The organism is Sphingobium subterraneum (genome assembly GCF_014199435.1).
Taxonomy (GTDB): domain Bacteria; phylum Pseudomonadota; class Alphaproteobacteria; order Sphingomonadales; family Sphingomonadaceae; genus Sphingobium; species Sphingobium subterraneum.
The window spans coordinates 1-16192 of sequence record NZ_JACIJP010000013.1; the positions used below are offsets into that span (position 1 = coordinate 1).

Annotated in this window: 12 protein-coding genes and 1 pseudogene; 7 read left to right on the forward strand and 6 right to left on the reverse strand. The window is 62.7% G+C overall.

Going from position 1 to position 16192, the window contains the following annotated elements:
• Positions 1 to 234: 234 nt before the first annotated feature.
• Genes FHS92_RS17165 through FHS92_RS17175 form a run of 3 tightly spaced genes read right to left on the reverse strand, consistent with a single transcriptional unit; the run spans position 235 to position 4135 of the window.
• Positions 235 to 1614, reverse strand: coding sequence for a TniQ family protein (locus FHS92_RS17165; RefSeq protein WP_092960436.1), 1380 nt, complete (start codon positions 1612 to 1614; stop codon positions 235 to 237).
• Positions 1615 to 1622: 8 nt separating this feature from the next.
• Positions 1623 to 2465 carry a TniB family NTP-binding protein gene (locus FHS92_RS17170; RefSeq protein ID WP_011608113.1) on the reverse strand — a complete coding sequence of 281 codons (843 nt, stop codon included), beginning with the start codon at positions 2463 to 2465 and terminating at the stop codon, positions 1623 to 1625.
• Positions 2462 to 4135 carry a Mu transposase C-terminal domain-containing protein gene (locus FHS92_RS17175; protein WP_147161231.1) on the reverse strand — a complete coding sequence of 558 codons (1674 nt, stop codon included), beginning with the start codon at positions 4133 to 4135 and terminating at the stop codon, positions 2462 to 2464. The genes FHS92_RS17170 and FHS92_RS17175 overlap by 4 nt, the downstream gene beginning before the upstream one ends.
• A gap of 332 nt (positions 4136 to 4467) precedes the next feature.
• On the opposite strand from FHS92_RS17175, the gene FHS92_RS17180 reads away from it, so the two are divergent.
• Positions 4468 to 4947, forward strand: a complete 480-nt coding sequence (locus tag FHS92_RS17180; RefSeq protein WP_011608111.1) for a MarR family transcriptional regulator — start codon at positions 4468 to 4470, stop codon at positions 4945 to 4947.
• Positions 4948 to 4960: 13 nt separating this feature from the next.
• Here FHS92_RS17180 and FHS92_RS18610 read toward each other — a convergent pair whose 3' ends face one another.
• The 3 genes from FHS92_RS18610 to FHS92_RS17195 all read right to left on the reverse strand — a co-directional run bounded on the left by FHS92_RS18610 (position 4961) and on the right by FHS92_RS17195 (position 7458).
• Positions 4961 to 5149, reverse strand: a complete 189-nt coding sequence (locus tag FHS92_RS18610; protein WP_011608110.1) for a WGR domain-containing protein — start codon at positions 5147 to 5149, stop codon at positions 4961 to 4963.
• Between the two features lie 4 nt (positions 5150 to 5153).
• Complete coding sequence (locus FHS92_RS17190) at positions 5154 to 6134, reverse strand: ParB/RepB/Spo0J family partition protein (protein WP_011608109.1); 981 nt, start codon at positions 6132 to 6134, stop codon at positions 5154 to 5156.
• A gap of 118 nt (positions 6135 to 6252) precedes the next feature.
• Positions 6253 to 7458: an AAA family ATPase gene (locus tag FHS92_RS17195; RefSeq protein WP_147161232.1), complete on the reverse strand. Its 1206-nt coding sequence runs from the start codon at positions 7456 to 7458 to the stop codon at positions 6253 to 6255.
• A 554-nt stretch (positions 7459 to 8012) separates the two neighbouring features.
• On the opposite strand from FHS92_RS17195, the gene FHS92_RS17200 reads away from it, so the two are divergent.
• The 6 genes and pseudogenes from FHS92_RS17200 (at position 8013) to istB (ending at position 16059) form a co-directional block, all read left to right on the forward strand.
• Positions 8013 to 9317 (forward strand): replication protein RepA, encoded by a 1305-nt coding sequence (locus FHS92_RS17200; protein ID WP_011608107.1) that lies wholly within the window; start codon positions 8013 to 8015, stop codon positions 9315 to 9317.
• Positions 9318 to 9636: 319 nt separating this feature from the next.
• Positions 9637 to 10236, forward strand: a complete 600-nt coding sequence (locus FHS92_RS17205) for a DUF7146 domain-containing protein (protein ID WP_238828878.1) — start codon at positions 9637 to 9639, stop codon at positions 10234 to 10236.
• Positions 10237 to 10294: 58 nt separating this feature from the next.
• Positions 10295 to 12445: pseudogene (locus FHS92_RS17210) on the forward strand (strawberry notch-like NTP hydrolase domain-containing protein); the annotation flags it as partial.
• A 154-nt stretch (positions 12446 to 12599) separates the two neighbouring features.
• Positions 12600 to 13832 (forward strand): site-specific integrase, encoded by a 1233-nt coding sequence (locus tag FHS92_RS17215; RefSeq protein WP_072597926.1) that lies wholly within the window; start codon positions 12600 to 12602, stop codon positions 13830 to 13832.
• Positions 13833 to 13972: 140 nt separating this feature from the next.
• A complete protein-coding gene (gene istA / locus FHS92_RS17220) occupies positions 13973 to 15259 on the forward strand; it encodes an IS21 family transposase (RefSeq protein WP_184081900.1) in 1287 nt (428 codons plus the stop codon).
• Positions 15259 to 16059: an IS21-like element helper ATPase IstB gene (istB, locus tag FHS92_RS17225; protein ID WP_184081901.1), complete on the forward strand. Its 801-nt coding sequence runs from the start codon at positions 15259 to 15261 to the stop codon at positions 16057 to 16059. The genes istA and istB overlap by 1 nt, the downstream gene beginning before the upstream one ends.
• Positions 16060 to 16192 lie beyond the last annotated feature (133 nt).

Consider the following 16192-nt stretch of genomic DNA (forward strand, 5'->3'; position numbering starts at 1 on the left):
ATACTTCAGTGCCAGGATTTCATGCACTGATTTCGTCACTCTATGATTTTATATCAATAGGTTACGTTGATTGTTTACTTCTTTGTCCCGTGACATCTACACCCTGCTCGCCGGGTTCGGGCCCTTGCGTCCGGGCCAGATCGAACGCGCGCTGCACCTGTCCAAGAACGGCGTGCGCGAACTGGTCAAATCGCTGAAATCCGCTAGTCTTGCCGATATCGAGCGGCATCGTGGTCAGATTCTGATCCGTGCGAGCTTGGCTGACGGCAAGGCGAGCGAGTCCGGTCCTGGACCGGGCCCGTCTCCCGTGCTCTCGGCCGAAAGCCTCGCCGAATTTGATGCAGCGATGGCCGCCATCGACCGGCTGCTCGCGCGCTCGAATGCGTCGCCATCGAACGAGTGACCCGGCAGGTCGAGAACAGTGCGAAACGCGGGATGGGCGAAGCGCCGGCTCAACCGCTCGTGCAACAGTCTCGGATTTCCCAGGCAATCCTCCCAAGGATCGGGGCGCCCGGTCGCCGGGGGAACGGCATCATCCGCCATTCCGCACTGTTTCAGGAAAAACAGCGCATCCTGGAACCCGCGTAAGCAGGTCAGCGGGGATTTCGCAGCACCGACAATCTCGGCCGCATAGCGGCGGCGCACCTCGCTCGCCAGCACCGCGCGCCGTCGGCGTAGCATTTGCGCCGCATGCACCGCAGGGTAGTTCCGCCAGGCCTGCTCAAGCTTCTGTCCGGCTACTTCCAGCACGTGGCGCTTGCGGCCAAGCTGACGCAGGCCCACCGCTGTGATCGCAGCCGCGAGATCCGCTAGCCCGGGCACGGAGCCGCTGGAGCCACGCCTCGCCGGACTATACACCGGCTGCGCATCGAAGCGGAATAGTCGCTCCACCCGTTCGGCTTGTTCCACATTGCTGCTGTGCAGCGCCGCCAGCAAGAGGTGGCGCGACGGCGCAAAATGAAACCGGTTGCCGACCAACGCCGCCATGTATCGCCTTGAAAACGCGTAGGAGTTGGGCTCACTGCCGCGCAGGTGGGCACGGGAAATGACGCGATTCCAGGCGAGGCGCGTGGCGACCAGGGTAAACCGCGCCATCTGCTCGCCTGTCCGGTCCACCGTCTCCTCCAGCAGCCGCTTCGCCGCCATCGTGCGCCCCAGCACCACGATGCTGCGAAGGTCGGTCAGCAGCAGATCGTGGTGCTCGCAGCGCAGGGCAACCCGCAGGATCCAGTTGCGTTCGATCCGCCACGGCGCGCCGCTTTCCAGCCAGTCGAGCCAACATTGCGGGCACCCGATCGAGCGCAGCGCCGGCGGCAGCAGGTCACCGCGTGTGCAGCCCACCAAAGTCCTCGAAATCGCCTTCTCGGGCAGGGCCGTCGCCCAGGCCAACCGCTCGACCATGACCCGGTGCCGCTGCGCGGTGCCATAGGCTGACGAGGCCAGATCGCAGGCGGCCAGCACTGTCTCGATGCCGAGATGCGCGAACAGCGCCTTGCGCGTCGTTTCGTGCCGCGCGGCGAGGCGCTGCAGCCAGGATTCGAAGCATTCCCCGGCCATCGGCCTGACCCGGTAGGCCAGCGGCTCTATCTCGCTCCTTCCCGCTCCAGCGCTCATCCCGGCACTCAATCCGGGCTATAGGGGGTAAAGAGCTGCAAGGCCTGGCTGATATCGTCATGCGTCACCAGCGCCCGATCGTGCCGTTTCGCAACCTTGGCCGACCAGTGCAGGATCCGCTTGAAATTGCCGGTTACCCCGCCGCTTTCGCGCCAAATCCGCTCGGCAAATGCGGGCGCGGCGAGATGCTCGGGCACCGCCATCCCCATTCCGCGCGCCAGTGCCCTGATCAGCCGCTGCGAGGGCTCGCCCGGCTCCCACAGGGGCAATTTGAGCATGATCGAACGATAGGCCAGCTCGACATCGTCGGCGAATATCTGACGGGCGACATCCAGCCCGGCCACGACCAGCGGCACATTGCCTGCGCTCATCAGGAAGCGCAAGGCATCGAGCGTGTCGCGCCGCGCGACCCCGCTCGCGGTCAGGATCACATGGACATTGTCGATCGCGACCAGCCTCGTCCCCTGCGCGGCCAACAGATCGACAACCTTGAAATCGGCGGTTTTGTGCGTGTTGGCCCGGATCGGCCAGCCCTGCTGCCAGAGCAGGGCCAGGTTGATCTTGAGCGAGGTCGGGCTCGAGGGAATGACCGTGCGCAGGACCGGTTGGTAGCGGGCTTCGCCCCAATCGGCAGGTTCGGGGAAAGCCTCGGTCAGACGCCGCTGCGCTTCGCGCAGGATCGAGGTCTTGCCCATGCCGGACTGGCCTGTGAGCACGATGCAGGTCGGTCGCTCTTCCGGATCGTCATGCGCGACCTCGACGATGGTTTCGACGGCGTTGCGCGCTTCCTTGAAATCGATCCAGAATGAGGCTGCCTGGACCGGTAATCGCGTCAGCGCCGCGGTGCTCACGATTGCACCTTCAACCAGGAATCCTCGCCAAGTTCCGCGACCGGTCTCCACTGAACGGGCGGCTTTTCAGGCCTTTCGGGTGACCGCAGATCCGCGAGCGTCGTCCCCTCCCCTTCCCGCCGTTTCGCCCGGCGCCGGGCCTCCTTGGTGCGCAGGCGAGCCTGATGGATTTCCTGGTTGGCGGCAGCAATCGCGCGGGCCGTCGCCGTCCGCCCGCCATCGGCCTGGTAAGCCCGGCCCATGGCCCTCACCCTGGCTCTGGCAGCTTCCCAGTCCGCCTCCCAGACATCGGGATATTGACCGATAACCGCCAGTTGCACGAAACTGCCATCGAGCTCGGCATAGACATGCTGGATCGTCCGCTCGTCCCAGCTGACCTCGATCTTCTGGCCGATTCGCTGGCCAAGCGCCGGGTGCCAGTAATGGCGGTGTTTGATCTGGATCCCCCGGGAATGGACCGTCAGCGATTTCGACGGCAGAAATTGGCGGAAAAGCTCATCAGTATTGCACGAAACCGGAAGCAAGGGGCCATGTCGCGCCGCCTCGCGTTCCCACACCTGCACCGGGCACAGGCCGCCAAGCGCGGAATGCGGCGCGTGATGATAAACCGCGATCTGGCACAGCAGCCAGCGCTCGAATTCTGCCAGGGTCATCGCCGCGTCGGCTTCGGCATCGTAGCCATCGCGTGCCGACACGTTCGATCCCGTCGCACCCGGTAAAAGCCGCAGTTTTCCGACCATTGTTCCGATCAGCCGCTCGATATGGCCGCCCAGATGGGCCGGGCCGGGTTTGCGGACATCCGGGTCGATGCCATTGCGCACGCAGGCCCGCCGGAACGACTCCGAGCGATGCGGCTTGGCCTGATCGGCATGCAGGCGCCGGAACAGGCCGAACATCGGGTAGCTGACATCGACGCCCAGATGCGCGAGAACAGGCTGCTTGGGCAGCAGCGCGCTCGCAACGGCCCTGCCACACCGGAAAATCGAGGGATCGCCGAAGCTGACATAGTAGCCGAGAATCGAACGGGTCCAGATTTCAATCAGGAACGTGATCCACAGCCGTCCGAGCTCTTCCCGCCTCAGGCTATCGACCAGGATGACGTCACCCCTGGTATGGTCCATCTGGACAAGATCGAGGAAACCATCGCTGTGGTATTCCCCAGGATGCGCTTCCTGCGCGCTGCGGGTCTTGGAGCCCATGCTGGCCTTGGCCCACACACTGCTCGCAATCTCGGCCAGCAGCCGCTCGATGGTCTTCTCGCTCGGGATCAGATCGGCGGAAAACCGATGTTCTCCGTTGTCGGCATGGAGCAGTCCCCAAATCTGCCGCGCCGCTTCCGCACGCGAGGGAGGCACCATCTTGAGCGCGATCTCATCGATCAGTGCGTCAATAGCACCTCTGACTTCGGGATCTATCCGGTGTGAGCCAACAACCGGCCCTCGCGGCTTCGGCGCAAGCGATTCGGCCACGGGATGGTCCCGGTAGCGCGCGGCCAGCGTCCGAATCTGCCGTTCCTTGAGACCGGTAGCCTCGGAAATTGCTGCGACCTGAGCGCTCGTCACCGGCCCAGACTGTGAAATGTGTTCCCGGAAATGCGGGAAAAGGGCCAATCCCGCCTCCAGAGATTTGAGGCTGCGTCTGGGCGCAGGAGAAGGCTTTCGCTCAATCATAGGATTGGCTCCACGACAACTTCCCCTGCGCGCGGGAATGTAGCTCAATCTGGCTGCTACCGCGATGGTGGAATCGGGCTCGGACAGAGTGTCCTGCAGAAACTATGATCTATGTATCTGATTTATCGCCGTTTAGACGAACTGCGGTCTATTATGTCGGCTGACACAAGGACGCGCGCGAGAGCTTCTCATCGACATTTGCGGCCGCCGACCGGGCGCTGGACCGGCTCGATGCCCTACTCCCGGCGCGCGAGCCCCTGGCAGCCCTGACCGAATGGCTCCACCAGCTGCGTGAGCACGAAGTCGACTTCCTCGAGGGCGGCAGCGAAGAAGTGCTGATCGAGGGCCGCGTGTTCCAGCGGTTCGCGCAGCGCGGGAGTGCCTGGGCCGCCTCGCTCGCGGCCGCGATGCGCCCGCAGCTGTTCGCGCTGGGCGCGGCGCCGCTGGCGCTTGCCGGGCTCGCCCCGCGCAACCTCTTCCGCGCCGAGCCCGAACGCCCCCTCCCCGCCCTGCTGGCGGGTTCAATCGGCGCTGCAGCGAGCGACGTCGCCACGGACCTAGCCGCCGTCACGGCCATGGTTGCGCGCGGGGAAGAATGCCTCGCGGGCCTCTACGCCTCGTCGCAGGCGCCGGCGATGTGGCAGCTGATTGGCGGGCTGGGTCCCCTCACCCGCGCCGAACTGGCGCGAGCGCTCGGCGTGACCCGCCGCACCGCCTCACAAGCCGCCCAGGCGCTCGAGAAGGCTGATCTGGCCGCCTTGCGCCCCGGAGACCATGCGCTGGCCCCCAAACGCCCCAGAATGGCCTCCTGAGGGCTTCCCGCGGCTAGAACGAGACTTCGCGGTGCGCCACCCCGATCCGCTTGGGCGCGGACGCCCGGCGGCGCAGCAACTGGAGCGCAAAGCGCGACGCCTCGTCCTCGCTCGCAAACGAGACCGCCCTCCCCTGGCAGTGCGAACCGATCCGCCCCAGGCGATTTGTGACGCGACTAACGGACCCGATGACGCCCCCCAAAAGGTCAGGACGTCAGGATAGCCTCGATGGCCTTCAAGACTTCAGTTGCCGAAGCGCCGCTACGCGCAGGCACCTTGAAGGTATATCCGCTTCTTGCAGAATGGGCATAGCGCAAGATCACTTTGCCAGCGGCACCCTTCACTTCGACCTCGCCGCCAGCAGGCTTTGCAGGAACGACAGTTGCCCGAATAAGGCGCTTTGCGACTTCCGGAGCGGGCAAAGCCGTTCCCAGATCGTCGCGCTCAGCAACAATTGCCCTGCTTTCTGCGACCATCAAGTCCAGAGTGCGCTTCTCTGAAGTGAGTGGCTTAATGTCTCTTGCGATGCGGACGGTGATGCCATGCGTGTCGGGAAAGGCATTCACTATCTCGGCTGGCAACCGCGCCACATCGAGCAGGCGGCTGAGCCATGAGCGCGAAATCTTCAGATGCTCTGCCATTTCACTCTGGTTGGAATCGTAGAACTCCTCCAGCGCCCGTGAATACTCCTTCGCCCGCTCCCAGTCTGAGATATCTTTGCGCGACCGGTTCTCGATGTCCGAAACCCTGAACGCTTCCTCGTCGGAAACGTTTTGGATCGTGACGAGGTATTCATATTCCGGATGATGATGCTCACGGAGCCATTGAACGGTCCACCATCGCCTTACGCCCGCGATAATTTCGAAATCGTAGTCTGGGTCATCCTTGAGTCGGCGCACGATCGCAGGAATGCGCTGCTTCTTAGCGGAGAGGAATGCATCAATGAGATCGCGGCAACTCTCTTCGTTCAAGTGGTCCAGATCGCGGTTGTGCAGACGCCAGGGACGACAACGAGCCGGGTTGACCCACTCGGTGCGATCCGTGACGACTTTACCGGCAGCAATTCTTGCAAGGCTCTGGCTACGGCTCGCCATAATGCTTTCCGATGGCGCGGGGCTGCCGACGTCGATTTCGTCGTCGAGCCCCTCTGTCAAACTGCTGCCGAAGCCTCGGTTACCCTTTGCCATCGCCTACTCCAAACCTTTCAAATCACTTTTGTCGGCTGCTTGTTGCCACGTGGCAACAAGCCCTATCCGTGCCTCGATTTCACCCTGCTTCTTGGTACGTTGCCACGTGGCAACGGCCCTAGACCGCCTCCCCTGCCCTGCTCGCCCAGGACCGAATGACATCCGCCTCGATTTCTCTGCAAACGTCGCTCAAATACTTCATGCACCGGTTGTGAACCTCGTGGGACGTCACCGGTCGATCAAGTTCAAAGACTGTCTTCATGCGCGAGCTGGCATTGTCGATTTCTGCGCTGGTCTTGAGGACAGAAGTCGCCATCGAACCCCCGAAGACCTGCCGCATCATCGAGAGAATTTCGCGGTGCATGGACTTGCTTTCATCCACCCTGCTGCCAACGAGGCGGATAAAGTTGTAGGCAGGCTTCACCCGCTTCGCGAGCTGCTCGAGCTGCTTCATCGTTGTACGCGCCATGTCGATAAACGACACGGTCGATGCGAAGTCGATGACGCTCGGCGGCACAGGAATTACCATCGCATTAGCCGCCTGCAGCACTGCCATCGAAACCATGCCAAGTGCCGGAGGCGGATCCATGATGACGATGTCGTAGTCATCGACGACCGTATCGATGGCTTCGGCAATCAGGTCGATGATGTCGAAGTTCTGATTTTGTGCCAAGTAGCCCGCGATCTCGTATTCTAGATTATAGAGCTTGAGATTGGCGGGGATCAGGTCGAGCCCGAAAAAGTGCGTCTTCCGGATGATCGAGCGAACGCCCAACAGTTCAGGATTATGGAAGTGTCCGTAGAGGGTATCATCCTCGGTCAAATCGACATCCGGCCGATAGCCAAACATCATTGTCGAACTGGCCTGGCTGTCGCAGTCGATAAACAAAACCCTGTAGCCGTGAATCGCAAAGTGCTGTGCGAGATGCAGGGCCACGGTCGACTTACCGACGCCCCCTTTGAAGTTCGAGACGGAGATGACCGCCGGGGTGTCCGTCGGAGCGCGCCACGGGCGAGTGCCAAATACGGCACGCATATGATCCAATTCTTCCAATGAGTACTGGACCCGGTGGCCAGAAGCGGTTCGGTCGCGCTGGGGGAGGCGACCATCACGCTCCGCTTCGCGAATTGCAGACGCTGTTCGCCCCACAAGGGAGGCTGCTTTCGAAATGGAATACGATGGGCCAACCTTTTGCCCGGTCTCCGGATCGAGCGCACCGTCACGAATGCGCTTCAGGATGGTGAGGGCCTTGCGGTGCAGATTGCCAAGGCCGTCTTCCAAGAGTTCATCGGGTTGTGCGTCGAGCGCTGCGTCGGTAGCCATGATCACCGCTTTGTGAGATTGAGGGCGCCAATTAGCACTCTTGGCAGTTTCGAGCAAACTTCGGCCACCAACCTTACAGATTGACCGATGATCTCCGTGCCCTTTTGCGAATCAGGAGTCGGCCATATGCAGCACGTAGTGGTTCAGACCGATGATGTCGGGTCCAGGGAAGGGGGCCAGCAGGCGACATTCCAACAGTCAGTTGGGCGCCCAGACGGCCGAATTGATCGGGCTGTGGACAATCACCGATGATCTCGGTGCAAGCCGATGAATTCAGTGCGTTTCCCAGATGATCTCGGTTCCCTTTGGACCGATGATCTCGGAGCCCATACCTACTAAAGGAATCTCCTAGAAAAACCGATTCGCGAATCGCTTTTTTCAAAATTGAGATTGGATTTGGTTTCACCCCGCCAAACCGCTCCGAGATCATCGGCCAACTTGGAGGTTTTAGGCCCGGAAACCCGTCAAAACTGCCAATGGCCTTGCTTTCGAAGCTCAAACCTGTTGTTTAGCGACCAACCCGAGGCTCCAATGAGTCGGGAAGGGACGGTTCAATGAGCGGAGACACACTGCGTCCAATCGGACATCAATACGCCCTAGCAATGCTAGGCGGCGGTGAAGAGCGAGTCCGCTCTCTAGCGCAGTCTGCGGGCACTCAGCTTACGATGGATGCCTTCCTTCGCGTCCAGGACGAAGAACCCGTTCCGGCATTTCTGCATTCCGCATTGTGCGCCATGTCGCTTCCGACCAAGCGTCCGAAAGACGATACTCTACCGATTCTTCGCGAAGACGGAAAATATGCATTAGCCATCAATCCACGGCCGGTTCTCCAGACGGTGGACGGTAAGCCCGTGCTACGAAGCGTTGGTGTGCCCTATGGAGCTTATCCCCGCGTCGCGCTGATCTATCTGCTTTCTCAGGCCGTCACTAAGCGATCGCGAGACGTTTATTTGGGGCGTAATTTCACGGAATGGATGCGCCGACTTGGCTACCAGACCGTCTCTTATGGCCCACGGGGAACGGCCAATCTGATGCGCGAGCAAGTCGACCGACTGCTTGCGTGTGAATGGCAAATTCGTTGGGAAGGCAACGACGCCGGCGACAACGCATTCGCCGTGCGAGACGTAAAGATTTCAAACGAATACGCCGGATCGCTGGAAAAGAATGGCGCGTTTGCTCGCGAAATCCGGATGTCTGAGGCGTTCTATAGTCACCTTATCGACCACGCCGTTCCGTTGAACGAGATTGCAATCCGTGAGCTCAAGGGCACGCCCACAGCGCTCGATCTCTATACGTACCTCGCGTATAGGCTCCCGCGCATCAGCAGCGATCGAGGCCAGGTAATCTCGTGGGACCAGTTGGCCAAGCACTTGGGGAACGACGCAGACAGCAAACGCTTCCGCCAGACTGTACGCGAAACAATGCAATTGGTCTCCGCTGTCTACCCAAACGCTGACGTCGATTTCAGCGGCAGGAAAGTAGTGCTGCGGCCTTCGCCGGCACCTTTAGAGCGGAAGCTCGTTGGCCCGCACTTGCGGTTGCTGGGCGCTCCGGCCACGGAAACCGCACCGAGATCATCGGTCACCAAAGCTCCTCGGTCGACTGTCCGGGACATCAAGGTCTCCGAGCCCGTATTCCCTTTCCCAGCAGGCAGCCTGACCTATGGCGAAAGGGAAACTAAGTTCCGAGCAATCGGGCTTGAGAAGGGTAAGCCCTGGTGCGTCGACACCATGGCGAACGCATTCCGCAGCGGCTTTCCCGGTATCAAACAAGAGCGGACCGATGCGGAGTGGCTGAGAGTCTGGGAAGCATTTGTCATTCGTTATGCCGAGCGACGCGCAAATTCGGATGCTGGCTGACCGATGATTTCCGAGCACTTCGGTTAAGCTGAAGCGCAGGACGAGGGGGAGGGGAGTAGGGTCGAACTGGGCAGTCATGCCCATCGTCAACAACAATCCCAGTCCGGACCTACGCAGCCTTGTTCGGCGCCTCGGTGGCACGTGGTCCGGTAATACCGCAATGTGTCGGTGCCCTTGCCATGCCGACAGAACCCCATCTCTGTCCATCCGCCAAGGTGATCGAGCCATTCTCGTAACTTGCCACGCAGGTTGCGACAGCCGGGACGTAATCAGAGCTCTTCGACGCATAGCAGACCTGCCGACGGTCGATGCCTCTGGCATGACCCCCAGCTTTCAGCGCAACACGGGAATTCACCTCGCAATCTGGCAAGCCGGTCGACCAATCGAAGGGACTTTGGCGGAGCGATATGTGCGCGGGGTTCGCCAGATCTGGGCACCACTCGAAGACCTGCGCTTTCACCCCCGTTGTGCGCGAGGGCAGGGGAAGCTGGCCAGCTTCGAGCCGGCACTCCTCGTCGCGATGCGCAAGGAGGGCGCTATTGCCGCGATCCAGCGGATTTTCCTCGATCCGGCGACATCGACCTACACCGACAAGCTGGTCCTGGGACAGGCTATTGGCGCGGCATGGACCAATGGCCCGCCAGCCAAGACCATCGGCATCTGCGAGGGCTTCGAGACTGCGGCTGCCTATACGTCGCTCACGGGTATCCAGGCCTGGGCGACGATGGGTGCCAAACGCTTCCACCAGGTCGACATCCCGGCGTCAGTCGAAACCCTCATCCTGCTGGCCGACAACGACGCCGAGGGCAGGCGGGCCCGCGATCGCGCTGCCGAAACCTACCGCCGCCCCGGCCTCGCAATCGAGACCGAATGGCCGCCGGGCCGCATGAACGACTGGGCGCAGCTCCTGAAGCGGTGAGGGGAGGGGGGCTGGAGCGGGCGTGCCGCTGATCGGCACAAGCTCAGGAGATCTCCGCATGACCACAACAATTCCGCGCGCGAGCGCCATTCTCGGCGCTGCGCGCACACTTGCCGCCAAGCTACTCCTCGCTGTTCCGATCGACCGCGCCGCTCTAAGCGAAGCCATGACCGAGAGTGCAGGCGGCAATGACGCCGCAGGTGCCTGGCAGCAGCGCGACAGTTTCGAAGCGCTGGAAGTCGCGCTCTCCCTCGCCATTCCCGAGCTTGTCAGCCGCATGGACGTCGGCGCGGCGATCAGCACGCTGGAGGCGCTGGCGCGCGAACTGCCGACCCACACGGTACGCAGCGAGGACCAGATCCATTTCCAGCAGTTCTCGACGCCGCCGGTGCTGGCCAGGCTCGTTGTTCATCTGGCGGGGCTTTCCGGCGACGACGTGTTGCTGGAGCCGAGCGCGGGCACCGGTATCATCGCTTCGCTTGCCAAGGGCGCGGTCAAGGGCCTCATTCTCAACGAACTCGAACCATCCCGTGCCGACCTGCTCGAGGCCGTGTTTCCGGGCACGAAGGTCTATCGCCACGATGGCGCGAAACTCAGCGCGGTTCTCTCCGGGACTGAACGTCCAAGCGTCGCTGTTATGAACCCGCCGTTCTCGGTGTCGCAATCACGCGGTGAGGATCAAAACACCGCCGCCAGGCACCTGCGGGCCGCCCTCGACCATCTGCTGCCCGGTGGCCGGATCGTTGCGATCATGCCGGACTGGTTCTCACCCTCAGCAAGGTATGAGGAAACCTTCCGGTGCACCCTTGAAGGCGCGCGGGTCGTGCTGTCGCTCCGTCTGGACAAGGGAGGCTACGTCAAGCACGGCACCGGGATCGCCGTTCGCGTGCTGGTGATCGACAAGGTGCCAGGCGAGATCGGCGTATCGACCATCAATCGCGGTTCGGTCGGCGAACTCTTCGCCGCGCTGCCTACGGTGCCGCTTCGGGCGCCGTTGCGTGACCCGACGCAGGCGGTAGCGCCCCGACCAAAGCTCAGCCTGTTCCGCTCGGTGAAGACCGGTCCAGCCCGGCCCGTGGTCGTGCGCGCCCCCCAGACCAACGACGTCCGCCCGGTCGCCTATGACGTGCTGGCCGAACCCGCCGCGATGGGCGAGCAGCGCGGGGTCTATGCCGACTACCGGCCCTCGCGTGTCGTGATCGCGGAAGCTGGCGAACATCCGACCCACCTCGTCGAATCCGCCGCCATGGCCTCGATCGCGGCGCCCAAACCCGGCTACGTGCCCTCCCTGCCCGAACGCACAGTGACCGCGCGGTTGCTATCCGCCGCCCAGCTCGAAACCGTGATCTATGCGGGCGAAGCTTGGTCGCGCGATCTTCACGGCCGGTTCAGCCATCCCGCCGGCGAAGTGGCGCTCAAGGAGAATCCTGACGGCAAGCTCTACCGCACCGGGTTCTTCCTCGGCGACGGCACCGGGGCTGGGAAGGGGAGGCAGGCGGCGGCCTGCATTCTCGACCAGTGGCTGAAGGGCAATCGCCGACACATCTGGATCTCGAAGAATGCGCCGCTGCTCGAAGACGCGCAGCGAGACTGGACCGCGATCGGCGGCTTGCCGTCAGATATTCTCGACCTTGCCCGCTGGAAGATCGGTGAGGAGATCACCGCGCCCGAAGGCATCCTGTTTGTTCCCTATGGCACGCTGCGCAGCTCACGCGTCGAGGACACCAGGCTCGACCAGATCGTCCGCTGGGCCGGTGAGGAGTTCGAAGGCGTGATCGTCTTCGACGAGGCCCACGAAATGGGCGGCGTTGCGGGCGGGGAAGGGGGATTTGGTCAGAAGTCAGGGGGCCAGAAGCAGGGCTCGCTCCAGGGCATCGCCGGCGTGCTGCTCCAGAACACGCTGCCCCGCGCCCGGGTGCTCTATGCATCGGCCACCGGTGCTTCGGACGTCAACAACCTCGCCTATGCTGTCCGGCTTGGCCTGTGGGGGCCGGGCACGGCGTTTGCAAACCGCGAGCAGTTCATCAGCGAGATCCGCGACGGCGGCATTGCCGCGATGGAATTGGTGGCCCGCGACCTCAAGGCTTCAGGGCTCTACCTCGCCCGGGCGCTCAGCTTTGCTGGCATCGAATACGACATCCTGCGCCATGACCTGACGGTTGAGCAGATCACGGTCTACGACACCTATTGCGAGGCCTGGGCGATCTTATGCGCAGCTGCGCATAAGATGGTTTATCGCGAGGTCGCGATAATGTGAAGGAACGCGGCCTAAGCGCCGAATTCCTGTGTTGTTCGTGCGATGTTGCTGCGCATTATTTTGGTTGCGAACCTCGGCGGTCTCTGAACCAGCTGAGGATAAAAGCATGTTGAAATTGCACGACGAGTTGATCGCCGAACTCTCGAATTTGCTCACGACGCAGAATTACAACCCGGTGGTCGTAGCGAACCATCGCCTCTACGCCCGCGCGTTTCTCGATTATCTGGCCGAGTGCGACATGCAGGTAGAAACTGTGACGCCCGCGCAGGTCGATCAGTATTTTGCCTATGCAATTCGGGATTTCGAAGCCCAGTACGGCCGGCCTCCCTGTGCGCGCTGGCAGATGTTGCCCCGCACGTCGATCAACAAGCTGCTCCGGCTTGCCCAAGGCAAATGGCCGCCCGAGCCGGAGATGACCGAACCGGAAACCGCGTATCGGCAGGCGATCTGCTGCGAATACGAGGCATGGCTGCGCGACGAGCGCGGTCTGGCAAGCGCTACCATCGCGGCGCTTATGTGGGAGGCACGGAACTTCCTGCGATGGCGGTTCGAACGGGGCGGTGCTGCCAGCCTCGGCACGTTGAGCATCGTGGAGGTCGATCTCTACATGGACATGCGCGCGCCTGGATTACGGCGCAAATCATTGGCCGACGTCGCTGAGCGGCTCCGGTCGGTGGTGCGCTATCTGCATCGGACGGGACGTATCCCGACTGATCTCACGCCGCACATCATCGGCCCCATGCTCTACGCCTATGAAGACGTGCCCTCGACGTTGGACAAGAGCCAAATCGCCGCGGTGTTGGCGACGACGAAGAAGGACGGATCGCCGCGAGGAATGCGCGATTTTGCGGTACTTCAACTGCTTGCCACATATGGGTTGCGCGAAGGTGAGATCTGCCGCCTTCGGCTTGAAGACGTGAACTGGCGCGGAGAATCCCTGCGTATCCGTCACACCAAGACCAATGCGTACTCCTACATGCCGCTATTGGCGCCGGTTGGTGAGGCGCTGCTCGACTATCTGCGTCATGGGCGCCCCCAGGTCGAGGGGCGGGAAATCTTCATCCGATCCTGCGCGCCCTACATCGCAATGACAAACCTGTACGGCATGATCCGCGGGCGGTTAGCAGCCGCAGGCGTCGAGCCGCCGGGAAAGCGAGGAGCGCATGTCTTCCGCCACGCGCGAGCGGTCGAACTACTGCGGGCGTCGGTCCCGCAAAAGATCATCGGCGACGTGCTCGGGCATCGATCAATCGAATCCACCAATGCCTATCTCAAGCTGGCGACAGATGATCTCCGAGCCGTGGCGCTCGATGTACCCGGCTCGGAGATGCTGTCATGAGCGCCTGGCACGATCCCGATTGCACCGTTGTTGACGCCTTCTTGGAAAAATCGCAGTTCCGGCCGGTGTCAGGCGAACTGAGAAACTGACCCCCTGCCGAATCTGAGAACTGACCCCTTCGGCTGAAGAGGGAAAGACAGATGACGAATGGGATCACAGAGTTTCCTGCACGGACATTGGCTGTGCAGGGAGAAGAGATGCTTCAACCCGACGAGGTGGCCGCGATGGTGCGGCTGCATGAGCTTGGTTGGGGAGCGAAGCGGCTCTCGAAGGAGTTTGGCTGCGCCCGCAACACGGTGCGGCGCTATCTTCGCGCGGGCGGCGCGGTGCCGTTCGCTAAGCCGGAGCGCAAGACGGCATTCGATGGGCTCGACGACTGGCTGCGCGAGCGCTTCTTCCGGCATGGCGGCAACGCCGATGTCATACGGCAGGAGTTGGCCAGCGAGCACGGGATCGTGATCGGCCTGCGCTCGGTCGAGCTTCGGGTTCAGCGCTGGCGGCGCGAGCTGAGGGCGCAGAAGCGGGCAACGGTGCGGTTCGAGACGCGGCCCGGCCATCAGCTGCAGATCGACTTCGGCGAGTCCCGGGTGTGGATCGGCGACGAGCGGGTGCGCGTTCATCTGTTCGTGGCGACGCTGGGCTACTCGCGCCGGATGCATATCCAGCCTTCGATCCGGGAGCGCCAGGTGGACTGGTTCGAAGGGATGGAAGGGACGTTCCTGCGGTTCGGCGGCGTGCCGGCGGAGGTCCTGTTCGATAATGCCAAGGCGCTGGTCGAGCATCATGATGCGGCGACACGGGAGGTGCGCTTCAATGCCCGGCTCCATGCCTTCGCGCGGTACTGGGGCTTCTCTCCGCGAGCCTGTGCGCCGTACCGGGCGCGCACCAAGGGCAAGGATGAGCGCGGCGTCGGCTATGTGAAGCGCAATGCGGTCGCCGGCCGGCGCTTCGCGAGTTGGGGCGCCTTCGTTGCGCACCTCGAGCAATGGAACCGCGAGATCGCTGACGTGCGCGTGCACGGCACTACGGGCGAGCTGCCGCTGGTTCGCTTCGCCGACGAGGCCGGCGCCCTTCGCCCGCTCGGCGGCCGTGCTCCGTTCGGCCAGCTGCGTGACCTGATCCGCAAGGTCCGACCCGACTGCGCGATCGACCTCGACACCAACAGCTACTCGGTGCCCTGGCGCCTGGTCGGCGAGACCGTCCAGGTCGTGGTCCTCGCCGGCCGCGTCATCGTGCGCCACGCCGGCGAGGTCGTAGCCGACCATCCCATGTGCGACGGGCGCCGGCAACGGGTGGTCGACCGGGCGCATCTGGCGGGTCTGGTGGGCACCGGCTCCTTCCGTGTTGCGACATCACTGCCAATGCCATCGCCAGCCTTGCTGCGGCCGCTGGCCGAGTACGAGGCTCTGGTCGGAGGAGGTTGGTGATGACGGCCATCGATCATGAGGCGCTGGTGGCGATGCTGGACCGGCTCAAACTCTCGGCGATCCGGGATCAGCTCGACACGCTGCTCGACGAGGCGGCGCGCTCGAAAATGACCCTGCGCGAAGCGCTAGCGTTCTTCGTCTCCCGCGAGATCGCCCGGCGCGATGAGCGGCGTATCTCCATGGCGAGCAAGCTTGCCCAGTTCCCGTTCGTACGCGAGATCGACGGCTTCGAGTTCGACGCCCAGCCCTCGCTCGATCCCGGCCAGATCCGCGAACTCGTGACGTGCCGCTGGATCGCCCACGGCGACACGACGCTGTTCCTCGGCCCACCGGGAACGGGCAAGACGCACCTGGCGGTGGCCTTGGGGCGGGAAGCCATCCGTCAGAACTACTCTGTCCAGTTCGTCACCGCGGCGACGCTGGTGGCGATGCTCGCCAAAGCCCATGACGACGGATCGCTCGATAAACAGCTGACGCTGCTTGCCCGGCCCAAGTTGCTGATCATCGACGAGCTCGGCTATCTCCCGTTCGAGGCCAATGCCGCGCATCTCTTCTTCCAGCTGGTATCGCGCCGCTACGAAAAGGGCTCGATCCTGATCACCTCCAACCGCTCAGTCGGGGAATGGGGCGGCGTCTTCGGCGATCCGGTCGTGGCCACGGCGATCCTGGACCGGCTGCTTCACCACTCTGCGGTGATCACCATCCGCGGCGACAGTTACCGACTTCGCGAAAAGCGTAGGTCCGGCCTTCTGCAGAAGGCCGGACCTACGCTTGAGAACACCGAAACCACCGCGCCATGAACAGGGGTCAGTTCTTCAGTTCGCCAAGGGGGTCAAATCCTCGGTTCGGTTGACAGCCGGGAAGCAGACCGACTTATCGCTGGTTCCTTCGCAGCTTCGAGGATGTAGCCCGACGTCATCCGGCGGTTGACCG